Raw genomic sequence first — 23,751 nt, 5'->3', positions numbered from 1 at the left:
AATTGCCCTCCCGGTCATGCGCCGACGCCGATCTGACGCCACGCATCGCCATGTGCGGCACCGAGCCTTTCATCACAGAGCGTGCCGGTGCTATTACACGAAAGAGCGGGAATGGATCACTGACCACTGGGCAAATAGAGGGACCTTGTCCACTGATGGTCCCTGATGGTCCCGTCTGCAACTGTCCAAAACCGCTCGCACACCGTGCGACACGAGGAGTCCCGTCTGCCCGTTTTCGGTACAGCACGGGTACGAGGCGGCCGCGCACGGCGGCCGACGCCACGGCACGAAGGGAGCGGCCATGGCCACACCCATGTCCGCGAGCAGGTTCCTGGAGAGACTTCGTACAGAGGGTGCGACCGTCGTCGAGGTCGGCGACTGGGAGCACCACAACCGCAATCACGTGGGCCCGTGGGGCCCCGTCCACGGCGTGATGATCCACCACACGGTGACCAGGGGCAGCGCACAGACGGTGGAGCTCTGCCGCAACGGCTACGAGGGGCTGCCGGGCCCCCTCTGCCACGGCGTCATCACCAAGGACGGCAGGGTCCACCTGGTCGGCTACGGCCGCGCCAACCACGCCGGTCTCGGCGACGACGACGTGCTGCGCGCGGTCATCGCGGAGACGGCCCTGCCGCCCGACAACGAGGCCAACACCGACGGCAACCGCCACTTCTACGGCTTCGAGTGCGAGAACCTGGGCGACGGAAACGATCCCTGGCCCGCGGTCCAGCTGGAGGCGATCGAGCGTGTGTCGGCGGCCATCTGCCGCCATCACGGCTGGACGGAACGTTCGGTGATCGGCCATCTGGAATGGCAGCCCGGGAAGGTGGATCCGCGCGGGTTCACGATGGCCTCGATGCGCGCGCGGATCGGCGAGCGGCTGGGGTAGGGCTCCATCGGCGTGCGTTAGGAGCAGGGTGATCACGGCGTGCGCCCGAAGCAGGGCAAGGGCGGCGTGCGCGCGACAATGAACAGGTGCCCAGCCCCGACACCACGCCCGACCTCACCACCCTCCGCCCCCGGCTCCCCTCTCCCTTGCAGGAGCCGGAGGACGAGCGTTTCGCCCGCCGCGGCCTGCGTCTGCTGCTCAAGCGGGACGACCTGATCCATCCGGAGCTGATCGGCAACAAGTGGCGCAAGCTCGCGCCGAACCTCGAAGCCGCCGCCGGTCGCACCGTCCTCACCTTCGGCGGCGCCTACTCCAACCATCTGCGCGCCACCGCTGCCGCGGGCCGCCTTCTGGCTCTGCCCACGGTCGGGGTGGTGCGCGGCCAGGAGCTGGCCGATCGCCCCCTCAATACGTCATTGGCCCGGTGCGTGGCCGACGGCATGCGGCTGCACTTCGTCGACAGATCGACCTACCGCCACAAGACCGAGCCCAGCACTCTGGCCGCCGTCCTGCACGCGGCCGACGCCGAGGGCGCGTACGTCGTCCCGGAGGGCGGCAGCAACGCCCTTGCCGCGCGGGGGTGCCGGGCGCTCGGCGAGGAGCTGCGCGGGCAGGCCGACGTGGTCGCGGTCGCCTGCGGCACCGGCGGCACACTGGCCGGCCTGGCCGCCGGCCTCGACCCCGGTCAGCGCGCCCTGGGCGTGCCCGTCCTCAAGGGCGGCTTCCTGGAGGCCGACGTACGGCGCTTGCAGGCCGAGGCGTTCGGCGGGCCCCGGGGCGACTGGCGGCTGGACGACCGCTTCCACTTCGGGGGGTACGCCCGCACGGCTCCCGAACTGGACGCCTTCGCGCAGGACTTCGAACAGCGGCATTCGGTACCCGTCGAGGGTCTCTATGTCGCCAAGTTGCTGTACGGACTCGTCGCGCTCGCCGAGGAGGGCGCCTTCCCGCGCGGGACGGCGATCGCGGCGGTCGTGACCGGATCGCCGTTCCCCGCGTGACCGGCCCTCACTCGGCCTCCCGGTAGGCCGCCGCCTCCTCCAGGTCAAGCCTGCGCAGCATCGTGCGCAGCATCTCGTCGTCGATGTAGCGACCGTCGCGCAGCCGCACGAAGACCGCGCGTTCGGCACCGATCACGTCGCGGGAGAGCCTGCGGTAGGTGTCGTCGACGGACTCGCCGGTGATGGGGTTGGCCTGGCCGAGGCGTTCCCAGACGGAGTTGCGGCGGCGTTCCAGGACGGCTCGCAGCCGGTCGGCCAATGGCTCGGGCAGTGCGTTGCGCTCGTCGGAGAGGAGCTCCTCCAGACGCTGTTCGGCGATACGGGACGCCTGTGCCTGGGCGTTCGCCTCGGCGAGGGTCTCGGCCTGCGAGTCCCGGCCGGGCAGCTTCAGCACGCGGATCAGCGGGGGCAGCGTCACGCCCTGGACGACCAGGGTGCCGATGACGGTCGTGAAGGTCAGGAACAGGATGAGGTTGCGCTCGGGGAACTCCTCGCCGCCGTGCACGGTGAGCGGGATCGAGAAGGCGATCGCCAGCGACACGACCCCTCGCATGCCGGCCCAGGCGATGACGAACGCGCCCCGCCACGTCGGATTCGCCTCACGCTCCCGGATCCGCGCGGACATCATGCGCGGCAGGAACGTCGCCGGATACACCCACACGAACCGCGAGACGACGACCACGAGGAAGACGGCGGTCGCGTACCAGGCGGCGCGGGTGCCCTCGTACTCGCCGAGGCCCTTGAGGACCACCGGCAGCTGCAACCCGATCAGCGCGAACACCGCCGACTCCAGCACGAAGGCGACCATCTTCCACACCGCCTCCTCCTGGAGCCGTGTGGCGAAGTCGACCTCCCACGCGCGGTGCCCCAGATAAAGCGCGACGACCACGACGGCCAGCACTCCGGAGGCGTGCACCTGCTCGGCCGCGGCGTACGCGACGAACGGGATCAGCAGCGAGAGCGTGTTCTGGAGCAGCGCCTCCTTCACATGGGTGCGCAGCCAGTGGATCGGCACCATCAGCACCAGCCCCACGCCGATGCCGCCGAACGCCGCGAGCAGGAACTCCCCGATGCCGCCGGCCCAGGTGGCGCCCTCCCCGACGGCGGCCGCGAGGGCCACCCGGTAGGCGGTGATCGCGGTGGCGTCGTTCACCAGGGACTCGCCCTGGAGGATCGTCGTGATCCGGGACGGCAGCCCCACCCGGCGGGCGACCGCGGTCGCGGCGACCGCGTCCGGCGGTGCCACCACCGCGCCCAGCACCAGTGCCGCGGTCAGCGGCAGCTCCGGGATGACGAGATAGACCACCCAGCCGACGGCGAAGGTCGCGAAGAGCACGTATCCGACCGACAGCAGCATCACGGGCCGCAGCTGCGCCCGCAGATCGAGATACGAGCTGTCCGTCGCCGCGCTGTGCAGCAGCGGCGGCAGCACCAGCGGCAGCACGATGTGCGGGTCGAGGGTGTACTCGGGCACCCCCGGCACGTACGACACGGCCAGCCCGGCCGCGACCAGCAGCAGCGGCGCCGGCACCGGCGAGCGCCGAGCGGCCGCGGCCACGGCGGCACTCCCGGCCACCAGCAACAGCAGCGGCATCACATCCATACGACTCGCCCACCCTCACCCGCACCGTCACCGGCGCCACCGCGCCGCTGCCCACCACTCAACAGGGCACGACACCCGCGCCCGCGCGCGGCCCTGCCGACGCGCCCGTCCATGGTCCTCGCCCGTCCTCGCTCGTCGTCGCCGCCCGCCTGCCGTCGATTTTCCGCGCGGGTGTGCGCGTGGCCGTCGTAACCTGGCAATCATGAAACAGTGCACGCACGCCGACGCGCTGCCGCACCCGGAACCAGGTCCGCTCGGCGAGACCTGTCCCGAGTGCCTGGCGGAGGGCTGGCACCCGGTGCAGCTGCGGCTGTGCCTCACCTGCGGTCACGTCGGCTGCTGCGACTCCTCGCCGGGCCGGCACGCCACGGAGCACCACAAGGAGTCCGGGCATCCGATCATGCGGACCTTCGAGCCCGGCGAGGAATGGCGCTGGTGCTTTGTCGACCACGTACTGGTGTGACACCGACGTACGCTGGACGACTGGGGATCCGGACGGTTCGACCCTCTGACGTCTGGGTACGTCAAACCGGCGCGCGCTCTTCCCAATTGGGCCCGCAGACCCCCTAGCCACGGAGCGTATCCGTGTGTTTACTATGAGTGACAGCAAGGGGTTGGGGTCCTGGGGACAGGAAAGTTCAGAGCGCGATAGCGTCACCGCTGAACCACACATCGCGTTACCCCGGGGGGCGACCCTCGGCCCCGAAAAGCTTGTACCACCTTGGAGGTGAGGGTGTCCCAGATCGCAGGCGAGCCCGCGACCCAGGACTTCGTGGAAGTCCGGCTGCCGGCCGCGGGTGCCTACCTGTCGGTGCTGCGTACGGCGACCGCCGGCCTCGCCGCCCGCTTGGACTTCACCCTCGACGAGATCGAGGACCTGCGCATCGCGGTGGACGAGGCCTGCGCGATCCTGCTCCAGCAGGCCGTGCCCGGCTCCGTGCTCAGTTGCGTCTTCCGGCTCGTCGACGACTCGCTCGAAGTCACCGTCTCGGCCCCGACCACGGACGGCCACGCCCCCTCCAGGGACACCTTCGCCTGGACCGTGCTGTCGGCCCTCGCGGGCAAGGTCTCCTCCGCCGTGGACGAGGACAAAACCGTTTCGATCAGCCTCTACAAACAGCGCGGCGCGGGACCCGGGCCGGCGTGAGGAACGGGGACGGGCCGGTGCGGGACGAAGAGCGCGGCACACGGGAGCTGCCGGACACTCCCCCCAGCTCGGGCGGGACCGGGAGTGCGGGAGCGGGCCCTGACGGCCCGAGCGTCTCCCGACGCATGGCGGACGGCATCGACGGCATCCCCGAGCAGGCCCGGCCGCACCCGGAGGACGACTCCGTGGTGACCGGCCTCCAGGGCGGCCCGGGGGACGACGGTGCTGTGCAGGGCGCGCCTCTGGGCGGGCGAATCGGGGTCTCCCCAGTCCCCGGGGGTCCTCCCGCTCGACCGAAGTCGAGAGTGAGGACGGAGGCGAGGGCTCGGGAGAGGGCGACGGGCGGGACGATGAGCGAGCACCAGCGAGACGCCGATCAGCAGGCGACGGCCGCGCACAGCGCGCAGGCCACGCAGCACGACCCACAGGACCGCAGCGGGGCTCGCGCCCTGTTCGTCGAGCTGCGCAAGCTGCAGGACGGCAGCCCGGAGTACGCGGAGCTGCGCAACCGGCTGGTCCGTATGCACCTGCCGCTCGTCGAGCACCTCGCACGCCGCTTCCGCAACCGCGGCGAGCCGCTGGACGACCTGACCCAGGTCGCCACCATCGGTCTGATCAAGTCGGTCGACCGCTTCGACCCCGACCGCGGCGTCGAGTTCTCGACCTACGCGACCCCGACGGTCGTCGGTGAGATCAAGCGCCACTTCCGCGACAAGGGCTGGGCGGTGCGCGTCCCGCGGCGCCTCCAGGAGCTGCGCCTCGCGCTCACCACGGCCACCGCCGAGCTGTCCCAGCAGCACGGCCGCTCCCCGACCGTCCACGAGCTCGCCGAGAAGCTGGCGATCTCGGAGGAGGAGGTCCTGGAGGGCCTGGAGTCCGCGAACGCGTACTCCACGCTGTCCCTGGACGTCCCCGACACCGACGACGAGTCCCCGGCGGTCGCGGACACCCTGGGCGCGGAGGACGAGGCGCTGGAGGGCGTCGAGTACCGCGAGTCCCTCAAGCCACTCCTTGAGGACCTCCCGCCGCGCGAGAAGCGGATCCTGTTGCTGCGCTTCTTCGGCAACATGACCCAGTCGCAGATCGCGCAGGAGGTCGGCATCTCCCAGATGCACGTCTCCCGCCTGCTGGCCCGCACCCTGGCACAGCTGCGGGAGAAGCTGCTGGTGGAGGAGTAGCGGCCGCCGAGGAACAGCGGCCGTCGGCTACTTCTGATCCGGTGCGTTGCCGGGCCCGCGGATCCCGAGGGCCTCGGTCGTCGCCGGATTGACCAGGAACACGAGCGTGGCGATCGCCATCGCAGCGATCGCGATGCCCGCCGGGATGGCGATGCTGTCGGCCTGCAACAGGCTGTAGGCCACCGGCAGCGCCAGGATCTGCGTGATGATGGACGGCCCCCGGCTCCAGCTGCGCAGGGCGAACAGCCCTCGCGCGGCGAGCAGCGGCAGCAGCGCGAGCGCGACCAGGGTCACGCCGAGGGTGACGGCCTGCTGCCGGTCGTCCGGATCACCGGTCAGCCCCAGCACGAGCACCCAGACTCCCCCGACGGCGAGGCCGACGCCTTCCAGCGCGGTCAGCACGGCCGCGTACGTCAGCCGCCGCGGGCGCGGGCCGGCGGTTTCCGGGGTGGTGGGGTTCTGCTCCTTGGTCACCCCTGAAGGGTAGCCGTCCCCGTTACGGCCACCTCGGCGGAGGCTCCCGCATGAACCGGCCGTCGCGATCACCCGTGTCGAGGCTCACGCTCCATCTCTTACTTGATCCCTACCTCGGCCTGTGCCCGGTACCCCCCAGTAGGTACGCTGCAACCCATGCGTGCACTTCTCGTGGTCAATCCGGCAGCAACCACCACAAGCGCACGTACGCGCGATGTCCTGATCCATGCGCTCGCCAGCGAGATGAAGCTGGAGGCGGTCACCACCGAGTACCGCGGCCACGCCCGGGACCTCGGCCGGCAGGCGGCGGAGAGCGGCGAGATCGACCTGGTGGTCGCCCTCGGCGGCGACGGCACCGTGAACGAGGTCGTGAACGGACTGCTGCACAACGGCCCCGACCCGGAGGGCCTCCCCGGCCTCGCCGTGGTCCCCGGCGGCTCCACCAATGTCTTCGCCCGAGCGCTCGGCCTGCCCAACGACGCCGTGGAGGCGACCGGCGCCCTGCTCGACGCGCTGCGCGAGGGCAGCGAACGTACGGTCGGCATGGGTATCGCGGCGGGCACCCCGGGCACCGAGGACGAGGGCGTCCCGGAGAGATGGTTCACCTTCTGCGCGGGGCTCGGCTTCGACGCGGGCGTGGTCGGCCGGGTCGAGCAGCAGCGCGAGCGCGGAAAGAAGTCCACGCACGCCCTTTATCTGCGCCAGGTGGTACGCCAGTTCATCCAGGAGCCCAACCGCCGGCACGGCACTATCACACTGGAGCGGCCGGGCGAGGACCCGGTGACCGATTTGGTGCTGTCCATAGTCTGCAACACCGCTCCGTGGACGTATCTGGGTAATCGTCCGGTGTACGCGGCACCTAAGGCTTCGTTCGATACGGGCCTCGACGTACTCGGTCTCAGCCGGATGTCCACGGTCGCGGTTGCCCGTTATGCGACCCAGTTGCTCACTTCGTCCCCCGAGCGGGGGGCTCACGGGAAGCATGCGGTCACGCTCCACGACCTTGACCAGTTCACCTTGCATTCGAAGGTGCCGTTGCCCCTTCAGATGGACGGCGACCACCTAGGGCTGCGTACGAGCGTGACGTTCACAGGCGTACGCCGTGCACTGCGTGTGATTGTGTGAGCGGAACGGGCTAAAGTCCTTTCACTCGAACGTTTAGGCCAGGATCCACCCCATGGAAGTACGGCTGTGACCTAGTCGACACCGAGGAATCAAAAAAAACTTTCCGGAAGGGGTTGTATCCGTCGCTGAGGTTTGCGAGTCTCTACGTGGCGATCGGGACGGCCCGCAAGACCGGCCTCCACTGATCACCGGAACCCCTCTTCAAATCACAGGACCTCGCCAGGGAACCTGGCGGTCGGCCCTTCACTTGTTGAGGGATTCGTGAAAGCGTTCACATTCACAAGCAATCAGCACGTAATACCAAGGAGAGGTAGCAGCCATGGACTGGCGTCACAACGCCGTTTGCCGCGAGGAAGACCCCGAGCTCTTCTTCCCCATCGGCAACACCGGTCCTGCGCTGCTGCAGATCGAGGAAGCCAAGGCCGTCTGCCGCCGCTGCCCCGTTATGGATCAGTGTCTGCAGTGGGCGCTCGAGTCCGGCCAGGACTCCGGCGTCTGGGGTGGTCTCAGCGAGGACGAGCGCCGCGCCATGAAGCGCCGCGCCGCCCGCAACCGGGCCCGTCAGGCCTCCGCCTGACACACCCGCCCCGCTAAAACAGCCTGAGCTTGGCGGCGCGTACAGCGAGTACGCATCTCCCGCCCCCGAGCCGCAGCGCGCAGTACCCCCGATGCGCAGCGAATGCTGGCAACGAGCATGTTGAGCCCCAGCCCCCGAACGGGCTGGGGCTCTTTGCTGTCCGCACACCCCGGACCCGGGGTCTGTGCGCGCACCCTGACCCCGGACCTACTTGTGCGCCCGCACCGGGATGTCGAGTATCACCCTGGTCCCCCGCTCCGGCGCCGGGACCATGTCGAACGTGCCGCCCAACTCCCCCTCGACCAGGGTCCGTACGATCTGGAGGCCGAGGTTGCCCGCGGTGTGCGGGTCGAATCCCTCGGGCAGGCCCACGCCGTCGTCCTGGACCGTGACCAGGAGGCGCACCTGCTTCGTCGTGCCGCCGCGGACCGCCGCGACCTCGACCGTGCCGGTCTCGCCCTCGCGGAAGCCGTGCTCCAGGGCGTTCTGGAGGATCTCGGTCAGGACCATCGACAGCGGAGTGGCGACCTCGGCGTCCAGGATGCCGAACCGGCCGGTGCGCCGGCCGTTGACCTTGCCGGGCGAGATCTCGGCGACCATCGCCAGCACCCGGTCGGCGATCTCGTCGAACTCCACGCGCTCGTCGAGGTTCTGGGAGAGCGTCTCGTGCACGATCGCGATCGAACCGACGCGCCGGACCGCCTCCTCCAGTGCCTCGCGGCCGCGTTCGGACTCGATGCGCCGGGCCTGGAGACGGAGCAGGGCCGCGACCGTCTGGAGGTTGTTCTTCACCCGGTGGTGGATCTCCCGGATGGTCGCGTCCTTGGTGATCAACTCCTGCTCGCGGCGGCGCAGTTCGGTGACGTCCCGGAGCAGGACCAGCGAACCGATGCGAGTGCCCTTGGGCTTGAGCGGGATCGCGCGGAACTGGATGACCCCGTCGTTCGCCTCGATCTCGAACTCGCGGGGCGCCCATCCGCTGGCGACCTTGGCGAGCGCCTCGTCCACCGGCCCGTGGGTCGGGGCGAGTTCGGCGGTGGTCATGCCCAGGTGCTGGCCGACGAGGTCGGAGGCGAGGCCGAGGCGATGGTAGGCGGACAGCGCGTTCGGCGAGGCGTACTGGACGAGGCCGTCGGCGTCGAGGCGGATCAGGCCGTCGCCGACACGCGGCGAGGCGTCCATGTCGACCTGCTGATTGGCGAACGGGAACGATCCGGCCGCGATCATCTGCGCGAGGTCCGAGGCGCTCTGGAGGTATGTGAGCTCCAGCCGGCTCGGGGTGCGCACGGTCAGCAGGTTGGTGTTGCGCGCGATGACACCCAGGACGCGCCCGTCCCGTCGTACCGGAATCGACTCGACGCGGACCGGCACCTCCTCGCGCCACTCGGGGTCGCCCTCCCGCACGATCCGGCCCTCGTCGAGCGCGGCGTCCAGCATCGGGCGCCGGCCGCGCGGGACGAGGTGGCCGACCATGTCGTCCTGGTACGAGGTCGGGCCGGTGTTGGGCCGCATCTGCGCCACTGAGACATAGCGGGTGCCGTCACTGGTGGGGACCCACAGCACGAGGTCGGCGAAGGAGAGGTCGGAGAGCAACTGCCACTCCGAGACCAGCAGGTGGAGCCACTCGAGGTCGGAGTCGTCGAGGGCCGTGTGCTGGCGTACGAGTTCGTTCATGGAGGGCACGGGGCCGAGCGTACCTGGCGGTACGGACATCGCTGGAAACCAGCCACCGGGGAAGGGATCAGGCCCTGAAAACACCCGCGGGCCGCGGCGCCTGGGAGGGACCCTCAACCCTCCCGGCACCGCAGCCCGGAGCAATATCGGCCGTGGGGTGTGCGGTCCCGGTCGGCCGAGGATGAGGACCCGGGGCAGTCAGGGCAGAGAGCTCCGGTTCCTCGGTCCGCCTTCCTGTGCGGGGAAGACGGAAGTCGGTGCGTTCTCGTAGCCACGCACTCCTTCGCATTGTGGACTAGACCACTCTGGTGTGTCCATGCGTTGGAGCGTGTTTGCTGTTGACGTTTTCTTCGCGGGCTCCGGACCAGTTGGAGAACTGGTAGGACGCCCTGGCATACATCACGCAGCCTAACCCGTGTGGGTTCATGTGCGGGGCCAGATGGCCATGGCAATTTCCACGAGTGCCTCCAGTTCCTCCCGGCTCGCCCCGTCGCGCGCCTGTTGTGACATGCCCTGGATCATCGCGCCGGTGTGCCGGGCCAGTGCGCCGGCGTCGGTGCCGGCGGGGAGGGCCCCTGCGGCGATGTCCTCCTCGATACGGCCCTCGAAGGCGGCGATGGTGGCGTTGCGGCGGTCCCGCAGGGAGGTCGCGACCTCCGGGGTGGTGCAGTTGATGGCCGCGTGGGCGATCAGGCAGCCGTGCGGACGGTCGGGTTCGGTGTACGCGCCGGCGGCCTCCCGCAGGGTGCGCTCTACGGCGTCCCGCGAGGTGGGCGACTCGGCGAGGGCGTGGTCGGCGAACGCGGCGTAGCGCGAGGAGTAGACGCGGACGACCTCTTCGAAGAGGGAGCGCTTGTCGCCGAACGCGGCGTAGAGGCTCGGTGCGCCGATGTCCATGGCGCGCGTGAGGTCGGAGACGGAGGTCGCCTCGTAGCCCCGCTCCCAGAAGGCCAGGATCGCCTTCTCCAGGGCGGTCTCGCGGTCGAAGGACCGCGGGCGGCCACGGGTCTTGGCCGTGCCGACGGGGCGGTCATGAGCCTTTGCGGCACCGAGGGGGCGGTCGCGGGTCTTCGCGGCGCCGAGGGGGTGGTCACGGGTCTTCGCGGCCCCGAGGGGATGGTCGCTCGTCGGCGCCGTGCCCCGAGTCTTGCCAGCGGCCTCCCGCGCCCCCGCCTCCCCCTGTTCCGTCAGCTTCGTTTCCTTGCCGCTCACCATGGAGTGCATTTTATAGCGGGCGCTAGAGAAACGTCGGTCGACTGTTGTACGTTCTTTCTGTAGCGACCGCTAGACAATGACGAGGGGGCGTCGACATGGGCGTGCTTACGGGCAGGACGGCACTGGTCACGGGGGCGAGCAGGGGGATCGGACGGGCGATCGCCGAGCGGCTGGCGCGCGACGGGGCACGGGTCGCCGTGCACTACGGCAGCAACGAGGCGGCGGCGAAGGAGACGGTGGCCGCGATCGAGGCCGTGGGCGGCAGCGCGTTCGCGATCCGCGCCGAACTGGGCGTGCCCGGTGACGCCGAGACCTTGTGGCAGGCCTTCGATCGCCATGCACAGGGCGTGGACGTCCTGGTCAACAACGCGGGGATGGCCCTCTTCGCCTCCATCGGCGAGACGGACGAGGAGGCCTACGACCGCACGCAGGCGGTCAACGCGAAGGCACCGTTCTTCATCGTCAAGCACGGCCTGCGACGGCTGCGCGACGAGGGCCGGATCATCAACGTCACGGCGGCCACGGACGCCGCCATCGCACCGATCGCCGCCACCCACATGGCCAAGGGCGCGGTCACGACCCTGACCCGCTCTCTCGCGGCCGAGCTGGCGCCGCGCGGCATCACGGCCAACTCGGTCGGGCCCGGCTTCATAGACACGGACCTGACGAGCGGGGCGCTCGCCGACCCCGGCATACGTGCGCATGCCGAGGGCGTCTCGGTCTTCGGCAGGGTCGGGACCACGTCCGACGTCGCGGACGTGGTGGCGTTCCTGGCGTCACCCGACTCCCGCTGGGTCACGGGGCAGCACATCGATGCGACGGGGGGATCGCTGCTGAGCCTGCATTAGGGGTGGCGACAGCTGGGGCCGTCCCGGCCTGTCCGAGCCCGACGCCGGCTCCGACGCGGCCGCCGCTGCGCCTCTACCGCTGGTCCTGCTCTGGCCTGGCCTGCCGTGCCCTGGCCCGCGGGGTGGCCTGGCTCGCGGGGTGCCGTGGCCTGCGGGGTGCCGTGGCCTGCGGGGTGCCTTGGCTTGCGCTGCCGGTCGCCGTCGGCACGACCCGGCGTCCCGCTCCCGGCTCTCGGCTTCCTCCTTCCGGCGTCCGGCGTCCGGCGTCCGGCGTCCGGCGTCCGGCGTCCGGCGTCCGGCGTCCGGCGTCCGGCGTCCGGCGTCCGGCGTCAACGAGTCTCCGTCACCTTCGCCAGAGCCCGCGGTGCGTCCGGGTCCTGGCCGCGGGCGATGGTGACCTCGTAGGCCAGGAGCTGGAGCGGGAGGATCTCCAGGATCGGCTGGAGTTCCTCGGCGACGTCCTCGGTGGGCAGGACGAAGCCGGCCGAGGCCTGCTCGACCTGCTGCCGGGGGCCGATGACGACCAGGTCGGCGCCGCGGCCCCGGAGTCGGTCGAGGACAGGCCGGAGCGCCTCGCCGCCCTTGCCGTCGGGGACGACCGCGATGACCGGGGAGACGTTGTCGACCATGGCGAGCGGGCCGTGCAGGAGGTCGGCCCCGGAGTAGGAGAGCGCCGGGATGTAGCTGGTCTCCATCAGCTTGAGGGCGGCTTCCTTGGCCGTGGGGTAGCCGTAGCCGCGGGAGGTGATCACCATGCGCTCGGCGAAGCGGTAGCGGGCGGCGAGGGTGCGGACCTCGTCCTGCCGGGCGAGCAGCTGCTCGGCGATGTCCGGGAGGGCCTCGGCTGCGGAGCCGTCGCCGTCGCGCAGACCTTCGACGAAGAGGTAGAGGGCGAGGAGGGAGGCCGTATAAGTCTTGGTCGCGGGGAGGGCCCGCTCGGGTCCGGCCATGATGTCGAGGTGGTACTCGGAGACGCCGGCCAGCGGGGAGTCGGGGTTGTTGGTCACCGCGAGGGTGATCGCGCCGGCCTCGCGGGCGGCCTGCGTCGAGGCGACCAGGTCCGGGGAGCCGCCGGACTGGCTGACGGTGATGACGAGGACGTCGGTGAGGTCGGGGCGGGCGCCGTAGGCCGTGATCGTCGACATCGAGGCCAGACCGCAGGGGAGGCCGAGGCGGATCTCAAGGAGGTACTTGGCGTAGAGAGCGGCATTGTCGGAGGTGCCTCGGGCCGTGAGCAGGACGAAGCGCGGGGAGCGGGCGGCGATCTCGCGGGCGACCTGGTGAATGGCGGGGGCGCCCTGGGACAGGATCCGGCGCAGCACGGCTGGCTGTTCGGCCATCTCGCGGGCCATGATCCGGCCGGGAAGCTCGTTGTGCGGGGCCTGGGGGTCGGGCGGGTACGGGGTCACGGTGGTCATGGGCCCTTCCTGCTCTCGCGCCGGCCGGCGCTGCCGGTTGTGCCTGCCGGTTGTCGGTTGTGCCTGCCGGTTGTCGGTTGTGCCTGCCGGCTGCCGGCTGTCGGCTGTCGGCTGTGGCCGGTGCTCGGTGTTGGCTGGGTTGCGGCCTCGTCGCTCGGGATGTGCCCGGCGGCCGACCGCTCGGACGGACAGGTCGGTGGGACGGAGTTGGGACGGACAGTTCGGTGGGACGGGTTCGGACGGACACTCTCCATTCCACTCCCCCACAGGGCATGACGCCTGCCCGACGGGCTCTCGAAATGTCCGCATCGAAATGTCCGTGAGGCTTGCGTTCACCTGGGCCTCGTAGGGTCCGCTCTGTTAGATTGGTCTAAACCACATGCCCCCTTCAGGGTGCCCATCGAGACCCTCTTCAGATCGGCAGGCCCAGCGTGGAAGTTGTCATCGTTCCGGACGCCAAGGCGGGTGGCGAGCTGATAGCCGAGGCCATGGCTCAGCTCCTCGGGCGCAAGCCCGACGCCGTGCTCGGCGTGGCCACCGGGTCGACGCCGCTGCCCATCTACGCGGCGCTGGCGGCCAAGGTGCACTCCGGCGCCGTGGACGTCTCGCGGGCGCGGATCGCGCAGCTCGACGAATACGTGGGGCTGCCGGCCGAGCACCCCGAGTCCTACCGTTCGGTGCTGCGGAGCGAGGTGCTGGAGCCGCTCGGGATCGGGATGGACGCGTTCATGGGGCCGGACGGTACGGCCGAGGACGTGCAGGGCGCGTGCGAGGCGTACGACGCCGCGCTGGCCGCCGCCGGGGGCGTCGACCTCCAGGTGCTGGGGATCGGGACCGACGGGCACATCGGGTTCAACGAGCCCTGTTCGTCGCTGGCTTCGCGGACTCGGATCAAGACGCTGACGGAGCAGACCCGGATCGACAACGCGCGGTTCTTCGACGGGGACATCGAACAGGTGCCGCATCACGTCATCACGCAGGGCATCGGCACGATCCTGGAGGCGCGGCACCTGGTGCTGCTGGCGACCGGCGAGGGCAAGGCGGACGCCGTGGCGGCGACCGTCGAGGGGCCGGTCGCGGCCGTATGCCCGGCCTCGGCGCTGCAACTGCACCCGCACGCCACGGTCGTGGTCGACGAGGCCGCCGCGTCGAAGCTGAAGCTGGCCGACTACTTCCGGCACACCTACGTCAACAAGCCGGACTGGCAGGGGATCTGAGCGAGGCTGCGGCTGCGACTGCGGCACGCGAGCCGAGGCGGCCGGGTGCGCCGACGGGCGCTCTCGGCGACGGACCCCACCACCGAGAGCGCCCGTTCCGCATGGGCCCGCTCTGCTTGAGCCCGTGCCGCAAGGCCCTCTCCAGGAGCACCCGACGACGCGCGGGCCCGCCCCGCCCGAGCCCGCGCCGCATGGCCCTCTCCAGGAGCACCCGTCGGCGTATGGGCCCACCCAAGAGCGTTCTCCGCCGGCCTGCTGCCCTAAAGCGCGGTCGGCTCGTCCTCGGTCGGCTCGTCCTGGGCCGTCAGGCCTGCCACCCACAGGGGCATCAGCCAGTGGGCCACGAGGACGGCGGCGAGGGCGGGGGCCGTGTAGGTGCGCAGGGCGTCGCCGTCGAGGGCGCCCGCTGCCAGCAGGCCGATCACGGACCCGGCAAGCAGGCAGGTCATCAGACGGTGGGCGCGGGCGAGGACCCGGCTGCGCTCGGCCAGTTGCCGCTCGTCCAGGGCTCGTTCGCGCAGTTCCAGCAGGCCGCGCGTGGCGCCGTTGATCGCGCCCGTCGCCACCATCCAGGGCAGCAGGAGCACCGCCCCCGCGACGGCGGCCCAGGTCGGCTCCGCCCGCGAGAGGCAGAAGTGGGCGAGCAGCGCCACGACGGCCACGGTGAGCGCGACATGGGCGGCGACGACCATGCGCCGGCGCGGTGCCGTGGCGTAGAGGGGGCGGCCTCGGCGGTCGTTCATCACCCGGAGCATGCTGCGGTCGTAGCGCGTCATCCGCGTCGTCGTCATGGCTGTTTCCTCCCGTAGACCTCGTCCGTGAGCGGGCGGAACGGTTCGAGGGAGAACAGCGCCTCGACCGGCAGATCGAAGAACTTCGCGATCTTCAGTGCCAGGTCGAGGCTGGGGTTGTACTGCCCCCGCTCGATGTAGCCGATGGTCTGGTAGTGGGCACCCACTGCCTCGGCCAGGCTCTGGCGCGACACCTTGCGCTCGGCACGCACCATCGCCAACCTGTTGTGCACCTGCTCGCTCATGTATAAGAAGTACTACATTCGCGAGCAGGGCTGCAACCATCGGATGTCGAGCGGTCTCACTTCCCCGCGATGACCTCCGCCGCCGCGCGCCCGCACACCCTGGCCGCTCCGTAGGTGGCGATGTGCAGGGCGCCTCGCGCCGGTGCCTGGGGGACGCCCATCTCGACGATGACCGTGTCGGGGCGGGAGGCGAGGAGGGCGTCCAGGGCGGCTGCCATCCAGGGGTGGCGGTGTTCGTCGCGGACCACGGCCACGACCCGGCGGTCGCCGGCCGCTTCGAGGGCGGCCCGGGCCGCTTCCTCGCCGGTGTAGCCACCCGTCTCCGTGCCGGGGAGGAGGCGGGACAGTTCGGCCGCCACGCCCCACGGGGTCTCGTCGCCTACCGCGATGTTCGCGACCGGGGTGAACGCGGCGACGAAAGGCGCCTCGGTGAGCGGGGTGAACGGGGACGGGGCGGTCAGCCGCAGGGCGCGGCGGGCCGCGACGAGGCCGATGTCCTCGCGCCCGGTGCCGTCGGCCGCCGGTGCCACGGTCGCCGTCCAGCGGGCCAGCTCGCGGACGCGTTCCGCCGCCTCCGCCAGCCGGGCCTCGGGGAGTTCGCCGGAGCGGACCGCCGCGACGAGCGCGTCCCGCAGGCGCCGTACCGTCTCGTCGTCCGAGAGCCCGCCGCCCACGCAGATCGCGTCCGCGCCGGCCGCGATGGCCAGGACGCTGCCGCGTTCGATGCCGTAGGTGGCGGCGATGGCCTGCATCTCCATGCCGTCGGTGACGATGAGGCCGGTGTAGCCGAGTTCGCCGCGCAGGAGGTCGGTCAGGACCGTGCGGGACAGGGTCGCCGGGTGGTCCGGGTCCAGGGCGGGGACGAGGATGTGCGCGCTCATCACCGCCCGCGAGCCGGCGGCGATCGCCGCGCGGAACGGGGCGAGTTCGCGCTCGGTGAGGACCGAGGCGTCCGCGTCGATACGGGGCATGGCGTGGTGGGAGTCGACCGCCGTGTCGCCGTGGCCCGGGAAGTGCTTGGTGCAGGCCGCGACGCCGGCCGACTGGAGGCCGGTGACGTAGGCGGCGGTGTGGCGGGCGACCAGGGCGGTGTCGGCGCCGAAGGAGCGCACGCCGATCACCGGGTTCGCCGGGTTGGAGTTCACGTCCGCGGACGGGGCCCAGTTGAGGTTCACGCCGCAGGCGGCGAGGCGGCGCCCGAGTTCGGCGGCCACCTCACGGGTCAGCTCCACGTCGTCCACCGCGCCGAGGGCGTGGTTGCCGGGGAAGCTGGAGCCGGTCCTGACCTCCAGCCGCGTGACGTCACCCCCTTCCTCGTCGATCGCGACCAGGACGTCGTCGCGCTCGGCCCGCAACTGGGCCGTCAGCGCGGTCACCTGCTCGGGCGTGGCGATGTTGCGGCCGAACAGGCCGACGGAGGCGAGGCCCTCGCCGAGTCGGCGCAGCAGCCAGTCGGGGGCGGTGGTGCCGGTGAAGCCGGGCTGGAGAACCGTCAGCGCGTCGCGCGTGAGGGTGTCGGTACCGCTGGCGAATGTCGTCATCGGGGTGGCGTTATCCCTTCACGGCGCCGGCCGTCAGGCCGCTGACAGCCCTGCGTTGCAGGAAGACGAAGAGGATCAGGATCGGGACGGCGAAGAGGGTCGAGGCGGCCATCGTGGCACCCCAGTCGTTGCCGAAGACGGTCTGGAAGCTGGTCAGCCACAGCGGCAGCGTCTGGGCCTCGGCGTCCTTGTTCAGCACCAGGACCAGGGCGAACTCGTTCCAGGCGGTGATGAAACCGAACATCGAGGTGGCCATCAGGCCCGGCGCGAGCAGCGGCAGGATGACCCGGCGGAATGCCTGCATACGGGTGCAGCCGTCGACCATGGCCGACTCCTCCAGCTCCGCGGGCACAGCCGCGACGAAGCCGCGCAACGTGAGGACGGTGAACGGCAGGATCATCATCGTGTAGAAGGCCGTCAGCGGCACGAGGCTGTTGAGCATCGAGGCGTCCCGGACGATCATGTACATCGCGATGATCATGACTTCCCAGGGTGCCATCTGGGCGAGCATGAAGCCGATGATGAAGCCGCGGCGCCCCCTGAACCGCATCCGCGCCAGGGCGAAGGACCCGGCCAGCGCGATGACCAGCGAGAACACAACGGCCAGGACGGTGACGGTCAGCGAGTTGGTGACGAACGTCCAGAAGTGGTCGGCGCCGGTCGCCGTCTTGAAATGTTCGAGGGTGATGTCGGTCGGGAACCAGACCGGGTCCTCGGAGGTGATGTCTCCGGTCGGCTTGAAGGCCGTGGCGATCATCCAGTACACGGGGAAGACGAAGCCGATGCACAGGACGACGGCCGTGGCGTTGGGCCAGACGCGGCCGAAGAGCGAACGCTTCACAGCCCGGCCTCCTCTTGTTCCTTTTCTTGCTTGAGCACGATTCGCAGGTAGTAGGCGGTGAGGCCGATCATGATCAGGATGGTCAGGAAGGCGATGGCGGCACCCATGCCGTAGTGCTGGTTGCCGACGCCCTCGATGTAGGCGTAGACGGGCAGGATCTCGGTGAGGCGGTCGGGGCCGCCCTGATTGAAGGTGTAGACCTGCACGAACGCCTTGAAGATCCAGATGATCTCCAGGAACGTGGTCGCGTAGAGGAAGGGCCGCAGGAACGGCAGGGTGACCGTCGTGAAGCTCTTCCAGGCGCCGGCACCGTCGAGGGCGGCGGCCTCGTAGAGCTCGGCCGGGATGGTCGTCGTCGCGGCGTAGAGATTGATCGCGACGAACGGGATGGACATCCAGACGATGAGCACGGTGACGACGAAGAACGTCGACATCTGGTCACTGGTCCAGCTGTAGTCGGCCATGGAGTGCCAGCCGAGCTTGTCCAGCACCCAGTTGACCACGCCGAAGCGCTGGGCGAAGAGCCACTGGTAGACGGTGGTGGCGGCGACCACGGGCATCGCCCAGGCCAGCACCAGGCCCATCATCAGGGTGAACCGCATGCGCTTGCCGAGCCGCGCGAGCAGCAGGCCGACGAGCCCGCCCAGGAACATGGTCAGGGCGACGTTGACCGCCGTGAACAGGATCGAGCGCAGGGTGACGCGCCAGAACTCCTCGCCGGTGAGGACCTCCGTGTAGTTGTCGATGCCGTTCCACTCGGTGACATGCTGGATCAGCTGCCCCATGTTGAGGTTCTGGAACGACAGCAGCAGGTCCTTCAGCAGCGGCCAGCCGAGCAGCAGCACGGAGGCCGCGCAGGCGGGCAGCAGCAGAAGGTAGGGGGCGAGCGCTCCGATGCGGGACGCTCTCGGGTTCGGCCTTCCGGATCCCCCGCCGCCCGCCGACTTGTGGACATCCGCCGGGCCGGAGGGCGGCCGTTCGGTCTGCACGGTCATGCTCGCGTTCTCTTCCTCCTAGACCTGCCGATACGCGGGGAAGGAGGCCGCCATGAGCGGCCCCCCTCCCCCGGTGCGTCTACTGCTGCTGGGCCAGACGCTTGTTGAACTCGTCCTCGACCTGCTTGGCCGCCTCGGCGGGCGACTTACCGTTCAGCACGGCGGTCATGTACGTCTTGACCGGGTTGGGCGCGTTCTCCACGGCCGCCCACTCCGGGATCAGCGGCGTGGTGCCACCGCCGGCGGCGGCCGGCGCGGCGGCCTCGGCGACGACGTTGCCCTTCAGGTTGCTCTGCAGGGCCTCCTTGTTCGGGATGACGCCGTTGAGCTTGGCCAGCTCGCCCTCGTACTTGTCGGACAGGGCGATCTTCAGGAACTCCTTGGCGAGATCCTGCTTCTTGCTGCCCGCGGCGACCGCGAGGTTGGAGCCGCCGAGGAAGACGCCCTCGGGCTTGTCGGCCGTGGCACCCGGGATGGTGAAGTAGCCGATCTCCTTCTCGATCTTCGGGTTGGCCTTGATGGCGATGCCGGCTTCCCAGCCCATGCCGATGAATGCACCGACGTTGCCCTTGCCGAAGACCTCGCCCTGCTGCGGGGTGGCCTCGTCCTTGTCCTTGGGCGCCTTGGACAGCGCCTGGAACTTCTTGTACGTCTCCATGGCGGCGGCGACCTTCGGGTCGTCGAGGTTGGAGACGTACTTGCCGTCCTGCTCCTTCACCAGCTGGACGCCCTCGCCGATGGTGAGGCCGACGAAGTGGTACCAGTTCTGGCCGGGCAGGTAGATGGGCTCGGCGTCGGTCTTCTCACCGATCTGCTTGAGGTCGGCGTAGAACTCGTCGCGGGTCTTGGGGGTGTCCTTGATGCCCGCGTCGGCCCAGACCTTCTTGTTGTAGAGGACGACACGGTTGGCGAAGTACCAGGGCGCCGCGTACTGCTTGCCCTCGAAGATGGAGGACTCGTTCAGCGACGCGGTCCAGTCGGCGCCGATCTCGGTCTTGAGGTCGGCGAGGTCGGCGAGGCCGCCGGTCTTGGCGTAGGCCGGGGTCTGGGTGTTACCGATCTCGAAGACGTCCGGCGGGTTCTCCTCGGACAGGGCGGTGGTCAGCTTCTGCTGGATGCCGTTCCACTGCTGGACCTCGAACTTGACCTTCGCCTTCGTCTTCTTCTCGAAGGCCGTCTGGACGTCCTTCTGCCACTGGTCGGGGGAGGAGCCGTCCATCACCCACACCGTGAGCGTCTCACCCGCGTACCCGTTGGCGCCGGCCTTGTCGCCGCCGTCGCCGTTGTCGCCCCCGCACGCCGCCAGGGAGATCATCATGCCCGCGACACCTATCGCGGAAATCAGCTTGCGCTTCACGCCACCCTCCTCAGGGATGCCACAAACCCCCCTGCCTCCCCGCACGAGCGTTGGGCCGGGACCTGGACCAATGGTGTAGACCAGTACGGGGAGCTTGGACCAGACCAGAAAGCGTGTCAAGGGGCGCGGAATGGGGTCTGACCAGCCGTTATGCGACCTACATATGAAGGAACCTTTAAGTAAGAAGGCAGCGAAAACAGCGATGCCGGAGTACCCTCGTCCGCTAGACCACTTGGCACTGTGGACTAGACCAAAAGAGACGGCGACGGTATATAGAAGGGATCACGATGTGACCCGCATCCGGAGCCGGGAAGGCGAAGCATGAGCACCGACGTCAGCAGTGCGGAGAACGAGAACGGCGCCACAGTCCGTACCGCCCGCGTGCCCAAGTACTACCGCCTGAAGAAGCACCTCCTGGACATGACGGAGACCCAGGCGCCGGGTACTCCCGTCCCGCCCGAGCGGACCCTGGCCGCCGAGTTCGACACCTCGCGCACGACCGTCCGCCAGGCCCTCCAGGAGTTGGTCGTCGAGGGGCGCCTTGAGCGCATCCAGGGCAAGGGCACGTTCGTCGCCAAGCCGAAGGTCTCCCAGGCGCTTCAGCTCACCTCCTACACGGAGGACATGCGCGCCCAGGGCCTGGAGCCGACCTCCCAGCTGCTGGACATCGGCTACATCACGGCCGACGACCGGCTCGCCGACCTGCTCGACATCACGGCAGGCGGCCGGGTGCTGCGCATCGAGCGGCTGCGCATGGCCAACGGCGAGCCGATGGCCATCGAGACGACCCACCTCAGCGCCAAGCGCTTCCCCGCGCTGCGCCGCAGCCTGGTGAAGTACACCTCCCTCTACACCGCGCTCGCCGAGGTCTACGACGTCCACCTCGCCGAGGCCGAGGAGACCATCGAGACCTCGCTGGCCACCCCCCGCGAGGCCGGCCTGCTCGGCACGGACGTGGGCCTGCCGATGCTGATGCTCTCGCGGCACTCCCTGGACCGGGACGGACAGCCGGTGGAGTGGGTGCGCTCGGTGTACCGCGGCGACCGGTACAAGTTCGTGGCGCGACTCAAGCGACCGCAGGATTAGGCGAGTTGTACTGATGCACGCGGTGTAGCGCATCCACCTTTCCTGTTCTACGTTCCTCCCGTCGCCGCATGGACGGGAGGACCACCCGGTGCGTACCGCGAACCCCCGAACCGTCGTCATCTGGACCCTGGTCGCACTGATCGGTGCGTCGGGGTGGACCGTGCTCGCGCTGTCCCGGGGCGAGGAGGTCTCGGCCGCCTGGATGGTCGCGGCCGCCCTCGGCTCGTACGCCATCGCCTATCGCTTCTACGCCAAGTTCATCGCGTACAAGGTCCTGAAGGTCGACCGGACCAGGGCCACCCCGGCCGAACGCCTGAACAACGGCATCGACTTCCACCCCACCGACCGCCGGGTCCTGCTCGGCCACCACTTCGCGGCGATAGCGGGCGCCGGACCGCTGGTCGGACCCGTGCTGGCCGCGCAGATGGGCTATCTGCCGGGCACGATCTGGATCATCGCCGGCGTCATCTTCGCGGGCGCGGTCCAGGACATGGTGGTGCTGTTCTTCTCCACCCGCCGCGACGGGCGTTCGCTCGGGCAGATGGCGCGCGAGGAGATCGGCCCGTTCGGCGGCGCGGCCGCGCTGGTGGCCACGTTCGTCATCATGATCATCCTGCTCGGCGTGCTGGCCCTGGTCATCGTCAACGCCCTCGCCCAGTCCCCCTGGGGCACCTTCTCCATCGCGATGACGATCCCGATCGCCCTGCTGATGGGCTTCTACCTGCGGGTGCTGCGCCCCGGCCGGGTCACCGAGGTCTCCGTCATCGGCGTCGCCCTGCTGCTGCTCGCCCTGGTCGCGGGCCGCTGGGTCGCCGAGTCGTCCTGGGCCGACACCTTCACCCTCGCGCCCGCCACGCTGGTCGTCTGGATGGTGGCGTACGGCTTCATCGCCTCGATCCTGCCGGTGTGGATGCTGCTCGCGCCGCGCGACTACCTGTCCACCTTCATGAAGATCGGCACGATCTTCCTGCTCGCCCTCGGCGTGATCGTCGCCCTGCCGACGCTGAAGATGGACCCGATCACGGACTTCGCCTCCCGCGGCGACGGCCCGGTCTTCGCGGGATCGCTGTTCCCGTTCGTCTTCATCACCATCGCCTGCGGCGCCCTGTCCGGCTTCCACGCGCTCATCTCCTCCGGCACGACGCCGAAGATGATCCAGAAGGAGACGCAGGTCCGGATGATCGGCTACGGCTCCATGCTGATGGAGTCGTCGGTCGCCGTGATGGCGCTGGTCGCGGCGAGCATCATCGACCCTGGCCTGTACTTCGCGATGAACGCGCCCGCCGGGGTCATCGGCGACACCGTGCAGAACGCCTCGCAGGTCGTGGGCGGTTGGGGCTACCAGATCTCACCCGAGGCCCTCGCGCGGGCGGCGGAGAACGTCGAGGAGGCGTCCCTGCTCTCCCGGACCGGCGGCGCGCCCACCCTCGCCATCGGCGTCTCGGAGATCTTCTCGCAGGTCACCGGCGGCGGCCTGCGCGCCTTCTGGTACCACTTCGCGATCATGTTCGAGGCGCTGTTCATCCTGACCGCGCTGGACGCCGGCACCCGGGTGGGCCGGTTCATGCTCCAGGACATGCTGGGCAACGTCCACCGGCCCTTCAAGAACGTCAGCTGGAAGCCGGGACTGGCCATCACCAGCGCCATCGTGTGCGGCCTGTGGGGCTACTTCCTGTGGGTGGGCGTCCACGAGCCCCTCGGCGGCATCAACCAGCTCTTCCCGATCTTCGGCATCTCGAACCAGCTCCTCGCGGCCGTCGCGCTCGCCGTCTGCACGACCCTGCTCGTGAAGTCCGGGCGCCTGAAGTGGGCCTGGATCACCGGGGTTCCGCTCGTCTGGGACGCGACGGTGACCCTGACCGCCAGCTGGCAGAAGGTGTTCTCCAGCGACCCGAAGGTCGGCTTCTTCAAGCAGCGCCAGGTCTTCCAGGACGCCATCGACCGCGGCGAGGTGCTGCCGCCCGCCAAGTCCATGGACGACATGCACACCGTGGTCACCAACTCCACGGTGGACGGCGTCCTCACGGCGTTCCTCGCACTCCTGATCGTCGTCGTGATCGCCGACGCCACCCGCGTCTGCGTCCGGCACATCCGCCGCCCGGCCCTGTCCACGCTCAGCGAGGCTCCGTACGTCGAGTCGAGGATCACCGCCCCGGCGGGGCTGTTCCCGACCAAGGCGGAGAAGGAGGAGGAGCGCGATGCGGTCGCTTCGGCGAGCACTCGGTAGCGTCCGCTGGTATCTGCGGGAGCTGACCGACGAGTCGGCGTACGACCGCTATGTCGCCCATGTACGGCAGGGGCATCCGGACGCCCGGGTGCCCTCCCGGCGCGACTTCGAGCGGATGCGGACGGACCGTCAGGAGGCGGACCCGCGAGGGGGGTTCCGCTGCTGCTGAGCGCACCCCCGCGCGACGGTTGCCATGCACACCAATCCTCCACATCCGATATGCGGACAAGGTCTTCCGCTGTCGTTGCGCCGTCACCTACATTGCCCGGGCGTTTCTCAGGTGATCAGTGAGGGGACGG

At 69.8% G+C, this 23,751-nt stretch carries 23 protein-coding genes; 12 read left to right on the top strand and 11 right to left on the bottom strand.

Going from position 1 to position 23,751, the window contains the following annotated elements:
• The first annotated feature begins 301 nt into the window (after positions 1–301).
• Entirely contained in the window at positions 302–892 is a 591-nt protein-coding gene (locus PGH47_RS28495) for an N-acetylmuramoyl-L-alanine amidase (RefSeq protein ID WP_271665761.1), read from the top strand.
• 86 nt (positions 893–978) lie between these two features.
• Positions 979–1,893 carry a 1-aminocyclopropane-1-carboxylate deaminase/D-cysteine desulfhydrase gene (locus PGH47_RS28490; protein WP_271665760.1) on the top strand — a complete coding sequence of 305 codons (915 nt, stop codon included), beginning with the start codon at positions 979–981 and terminating at the stop codon, positions 1,891–1,893.
• Positions 1,894–1,900: 7 nt separating this feature from the next.
• Here the strand turns inward: PGH47_RS28490 and PGH47_RS28485 are convergent, their stop codons facing one another.
• A complete protein-coding gene (locus PGH47_RS28485) occupies positions 1,901–3,496 on the bottom strand; it encodes a Na+/H+ antiporter (RefSeq protein WP_271665759.1) in 1,596 nt (531 codons plus the stop codon).
• 202 nt (positions 3,497–3,698) lie between these two features.
• Here PGH47_RS28485 and PGH47_RS28480 point away from each other — a divergent pair, with 202 nt between their 5' ends.
• The 3 genes from PGH47_RS28480 (at position 3,699) to PGH47_RS28470 (ending at position 5,821) form a co-directional block, all read left to right on the top strand.
• On the top strand, positions 3,699–3,959 hold the full coding sequence (locus PGH47_RS28480; protein ID WP_030949271.1) for a UBP-type zinc finger domain-containing protein: 261 nt from the start codon (positions 3,699–3,701) through the stop codon (positions 3,957–3,959).
• 270 nt (positions 3,960–4,229) lie between these two features.
• Complete coding sequence (locus PGH47_RS28475) at positions 4,230–4,643, top strand: anti-sigma regulatory factor (RefSeq protein ID WP_004925829.1); 414 nt, start codon at positions 4,230–4,232, stop codon at positions 4,641–4,643.
• 17 nt (positions 4,644–4,660) lie between these two features.
• Positions 4,661–5,821 carry an RNA polymerase sigma factor SigF gene (locus tag PGH47_RS28470; RefSeq protein WP_271665758.1) on the top strand — a complete coding sequence of 387 codons (1,161 nt, stop codon included), beginning with the start codon at positions 4,661–4,663 and terminating at the stop codon, positions 5,819–5,821.
• 27 nt (positions 5,822–5,848) lie between these two features.
• Here the strand turns inward: PGH47_RS28470 and PGH47_RS28465 are convergent, their stop codons facing one another.
• The gene (locus PGH47_RS28465) at positions 5,849–6,295 is read right to left on the bottom strand and encodes a hypothetical protein (protein WP_107902950.1); all 447 of its coding nucleotides are present in this window, start codon (positions 6,293–6,295) and stop codon (positions 5,849–5,851) included.
• A 156-nt stretch (positions 6,296–6,451) separates the two neighbouring features.
• Here PGH47_RS28465 and PGH47_RS28460 point away from each other — a divergent pair, with 156 nt between their 5' ends.
• Both PGH47_RS28460 and PGH47_RS28455 read left to right on the top strand, forming a co-directional pair.
• On the top strand, positions 6,452–7,420 hold the full coding sequence (locus PGH47_RS28460) for a diacylglycerol/lipid kinase family protein (protein WP_271665757.1): 969 nt from the start codon (positions 6,452–6,454) through the stop codon (positions 7,418–7,420).
• A gap of 319 nt (positions 7,421–7,739) precedes the next feature.
• Positions 7,740–7,997: a WhiB family transcriptional regulator gene (locus tag PGH47_RS28455; protein ID WP_006142322.1), complete on the top strand. Its 258-nt coding sequence runs from the start codon at positions 7,740–7,742 to the stop codon at positions 7,995–7,997.
• A gap of 207 nt (positions 7,998–8,204) precedes the next feature.
• Here PGH47_RS28455 and PGH47_RS28450 read toward each other — a convergent pair whose 3' ends face one another.
• Positions 8,205–9,671, bottom strand: a complete 1,467-nt coding sequence (locus PGH47_RS28450) for a sensor histidine kinase (protein WP_126898329.1) — start codon at positions 9,669–9,671, stop codon at positions 8,205–8,207.
• 423 nt (positions 9,672–10,094) lie between these two features.
• The gene (locus PGH47_RS28445; protein WP_271665756.1) at positions 10,095–10,886 is read right to left on the bottom strand and encodes a TetR/AcrR family transcriptional regulator; all 792 of its coding nucleotides are present in this window, start codon (positions 10,884–10,886) and stop codon (positions 10,095–10,097) included.
• A gap of 95 nt (positions 10,887–10,981) precedes the next feature.
• Between PGH47_RS28445 and PGH47_RS28440 the strand changes: the two genes are divergently transcribed.
• Positions 10,982–11,734: an SDR family oxidoreductase gene (locus PGH47_RS28440; RefSeq protein WP_271665755.1), complete on the top strand. Its 753-nt coding sequence runs from the start codon at positions 10,982–10,984 to the stop codon at positions 11,732–11,734.
• Positions 11,735–12,063: 329 nt separating this feature from the next.
• Here the strand turns inward: PGH47_RS28440 and PGH47_RS28435 are convergent, their stop codons facing one another.
• On the bottom strand, positions 12,064–13,152 hold the full coding sequence (locus tag PGH47_RS28435) for an SIS domain-containing protein (protein ID WP_271665754.1): 1,089 nt from the start codon (positions 13,150–13,152) through the stop codon (positions 12,064–12,066).
• 431 nt (positions 13,153–13,583) lie between these two features.
• On the opposite strand from PGH47_RS28435, the gene nagB reads away from it, so the two are divergent.
• Positions 13,584–14,369: a glucosamine-6-phosphate deaminase gene (gene nagB, locus PGH47_RS28430; protein WP_030949248.1), complete on the top strand. Its 786-nt coding sequence runs from the start codon at positions 13,584–13,586 to the stop codon at positions 14,367–14,369.
• A gap of 260 nt (positions 14,370–14,629) precedes the next feature.
• On the opposite strand, the gene PGH47_RS28425 is transcribed toward nagB, so the two are convergent.
• The 6 genes from PGH47_RS28425 to PGH47_RS28400 all read right to left on the bottom strand — a co-directional run bounded on the left by PGH47_RS28425 (position 14,630) and on the right by PGH47_RS28400 (position 20,139).
• Positions 14,630–15,160 (bottom strand): hypothetical protein, encoded by a 531-nt coding sequence (locus PGH47_RS28425; RefSeq protein WP_271665753.1) that lies wholly within the window; start codon positions 15,158–15,160, stop codon positions 14,630–14,632.
• Positions 15,157–15,405 (bottom strand): helix-turn-helix transcriptional regulator, encoded by a 249-nt coding sequence (locus PGH47_RS28420; protein ID WP_030949243.1) that lies wholly within the window; start codon positions 15,403–15,405, stop codon positions 15,157–15,159. The genes PGH47_RS28425 and PGH47_RS28420 overlap by 4 nt, the downstream gene beginning before the upstream one ends.
• A gap of 56 nt (positions 15,406–15,461) precedes the next feature.
• A complete protein-coding gene (locus tag PGH47_RS28415) occupies positions 15,462–16,946 on the bottom strand; it encodes a glycoside hydrolase family 3 protein (protein WP_271665752.1) in 1,485 nt (494 codons plus the stop codon).
• Between the two features lie 10 nt (positions 16,947–16,956).
• Positions 16,957–17,787 carry a carbohydrate ABC transporter permease gene (locus PGH47_RS28410; protein WP_269643665.1) on the bottom strand — a complete coding sequence of 277 codons (831 nt, stop codon included), beginning with the start codon at positions 17,785–17,787 and terminating at the stop codon, positions 16,957–16,959.
• The gene (locus tag PGH47_RS28405) at positions 17,784–18,782 is read right to left on the bottom strand and encodes a carbohydrate ABC transporter permease (protein WP_271665751.1); all 999 of its coding nucleotides are present in this window, start codon (positions 18,780–18,782) and stop codon (positions 17,784–17,786) included. The genes PGH47_RS28410 and PGH47_RS28405 overlap by 4 nt, the downstream gene beginning before the upstream one ends.
• Positions 18,783–18,861: 79 nt before the next feature.
• Positions 18,862–20,139 (bottom strand): extracellular solute-binding protein, encoded by a 1,278-nt coding sequence (locus PGH47_RS28400; protein WP_271665750.1) that lies wholly within the window; start codon positions 20,137–20,139, stop codon positions 18,862–18,864.
• 321 nt (positions 20,140–20,460) lie between these two features.
• Here PGH47_RS28400 and PGH47_RS28395 point away from each other — a divergent pair, with 321 nt between their 5' ends.
• From PGH47_RS28395 to PGH47_RS28385, 3 genes are all read left to right on the top strand, one after another.
• Positions 20,461–21,225 carry a GntR family transcriptional regulator gene (locus tag PGH47_RS28395; RefSeq protein ID WP_030947772.1) on the top strand — a complete coding sequence of 255 codons (765 nt, stop codon included), beginning with the start codon at positions 20,461–20,463 and terminating at the stop codon, positions 21,223–21,225.
• 88 nt (positions 21,226–21,313) lie between these two features.
• The gene (locus PGH47_RS28390) at positions 21,314–23,452 is read left to right on the top strand and encodes a carbon starvation CstA family protein (RefSeq protein ID WP_271665749.1); all 2,139 of its coding nucleotides are present in this window, start codon (positions 21,314–21,316) and stop codon (positions 23,450–23,452) included.
• Positions 23,424–23,621 (top strand): YbdD/YjiX family protein, encoded by a 198-nt coding sequence (locus tag PGH47_RS28385; RefSeq protein WP_271665748.1) that lies wholly within the window; start codon positions 23,424–23,426, stop codon positions 23,619–23,621. Before PGH47_RS28390 ends, PGH47_RS28385 begins: the two co-directional genes overlap by 29 nt.
• Positions 23,622–23,751: the final 130 nt, after the last annotated feature.

The sequence above is a fragment of the Streptomyces sp. HUAS 31 genome (assembly GCF_028198125.1).
Lineage (GTDB): Bacteria > Actinomycetota > Actinomycetes > Streptomycetales > Streptomycetaceae > Streptomyces > Streptomyces chartreusis.
The sequence above is the reverse complement of the archived record's forward strand: the minus strand, read 5'-3'. Positions and strand labels throughout refer to the sequence as shown.

Excerpts from the sequence above, each read along its gene's own strand:
- PGH47_RS28450 (WP_126898329.1), bottom strand. The coding sequence starts at position 9,671 with ATGAACGAACTCGTACGCCAGCACACGGCCCTCGACGACTCCGACCTC.
- PGH47_RS28415 (WP_271665752.1), bottom strand. The coding sequence starts at position 16,946 with ATGACGACATTCGCCAGCGGTACCGACACCCTCACGCGCGACGCGCTG.
- PGH47_RS28395 (WP_030947772.1), top strand. The coding sequence starts at position 20,461 with ATGAGCACCGACGTCAGCAGTGCGGAGAACGAGAACGGCGCCACAGTC.
- PGH47_RS28495 (WP_271665761.1), top strand. The coding sequence starts at position 302 with ATGGCCACACCCATGTCCGCGAGCAGGTTCCTGGAGAGACTTCGTACA.
- PGH47_RS28385 (WP_271665748.1), top strand. The coding sequence starts at position 23,424 with ATGCGGTCGCTTCGGCGAGCACTCGGTAGCGTCCGCTGGTATCTGCGG.
- PGH47_RS28480 (WP_030949271.1), top strand. The coding sequence starts at position 3,699 with ATGAAACAGTGCACGCACGCCGACGCGCTGCCGCACCCGGAACCAGGT.
- PGH47_RS28425 (WP_271665753.1), bottom strand. The coding sequence starts at position 15,160 with ATGACGACGACGCGGATGACGCGCTACGACCGCAGCATGCTCCGGGTG.
- PGH47_RS28455 (WP_006142322.1), top strand. The coding sequence starts at position 7,740 with ATGGACTGGCGTCACAACGCCGTTTGCCGCGAGGAAGACCCCGAGCTC.
- PGH47_RS28460 (WP_271665757.1), top strand. The coding sequence starts at position 6,452 with ATGCGTGCACTTCTCGTGGTCAATCCGGCAGCAACCACCACAAGCGCA.
- PGH47_RS28435 (WP_271665754.1), bottom strand. The coding sequence starts at position 13,152 with ATGACCACCGTGACCCCGTACCCGCCCGACCCCCAGGCCCCGCACAAC.
- PGH47_RS28445 (WP_271665756.1), bottom strand. The coding sequence starts at position 10,886 with ATGGTGAGCGGCAAGGAAACGAAGCTGACGGAACAGGGGGAGGCGGGG.
- PGH47_RS28440 (WP_271665755.1), top strand. The coding sequence starts at position 10,982 with ATGGGCGTGCTTACGGGCAGGACGGCACTGGTCACGGGGGCGAGCAGG.
- PGH47_RS28485 (WP_271665759.1), bottom strand. The coding sequence starts at position 3,496 with ATGGATGTGATGCCGCTGCTGTTGCTGGTGGCCGGGAGTGCCGCCGTG.
- PGH47_RS28420 (WP_030949243.1), bottom strand. The coding sequence starts at position 15,405 with ATGAGCGAGCAGGTGCACAACAGGTTGGCGATGGTGCGTGCCGAGCGC.
- PGH47_RS28405 (WP_271665751.1), bottom strand. The coding sequence starts at position 18,782 with ATGACCGTGCAGACCGAACGGCCGCCCTCCGGCCCGGCGGATGTCCAC.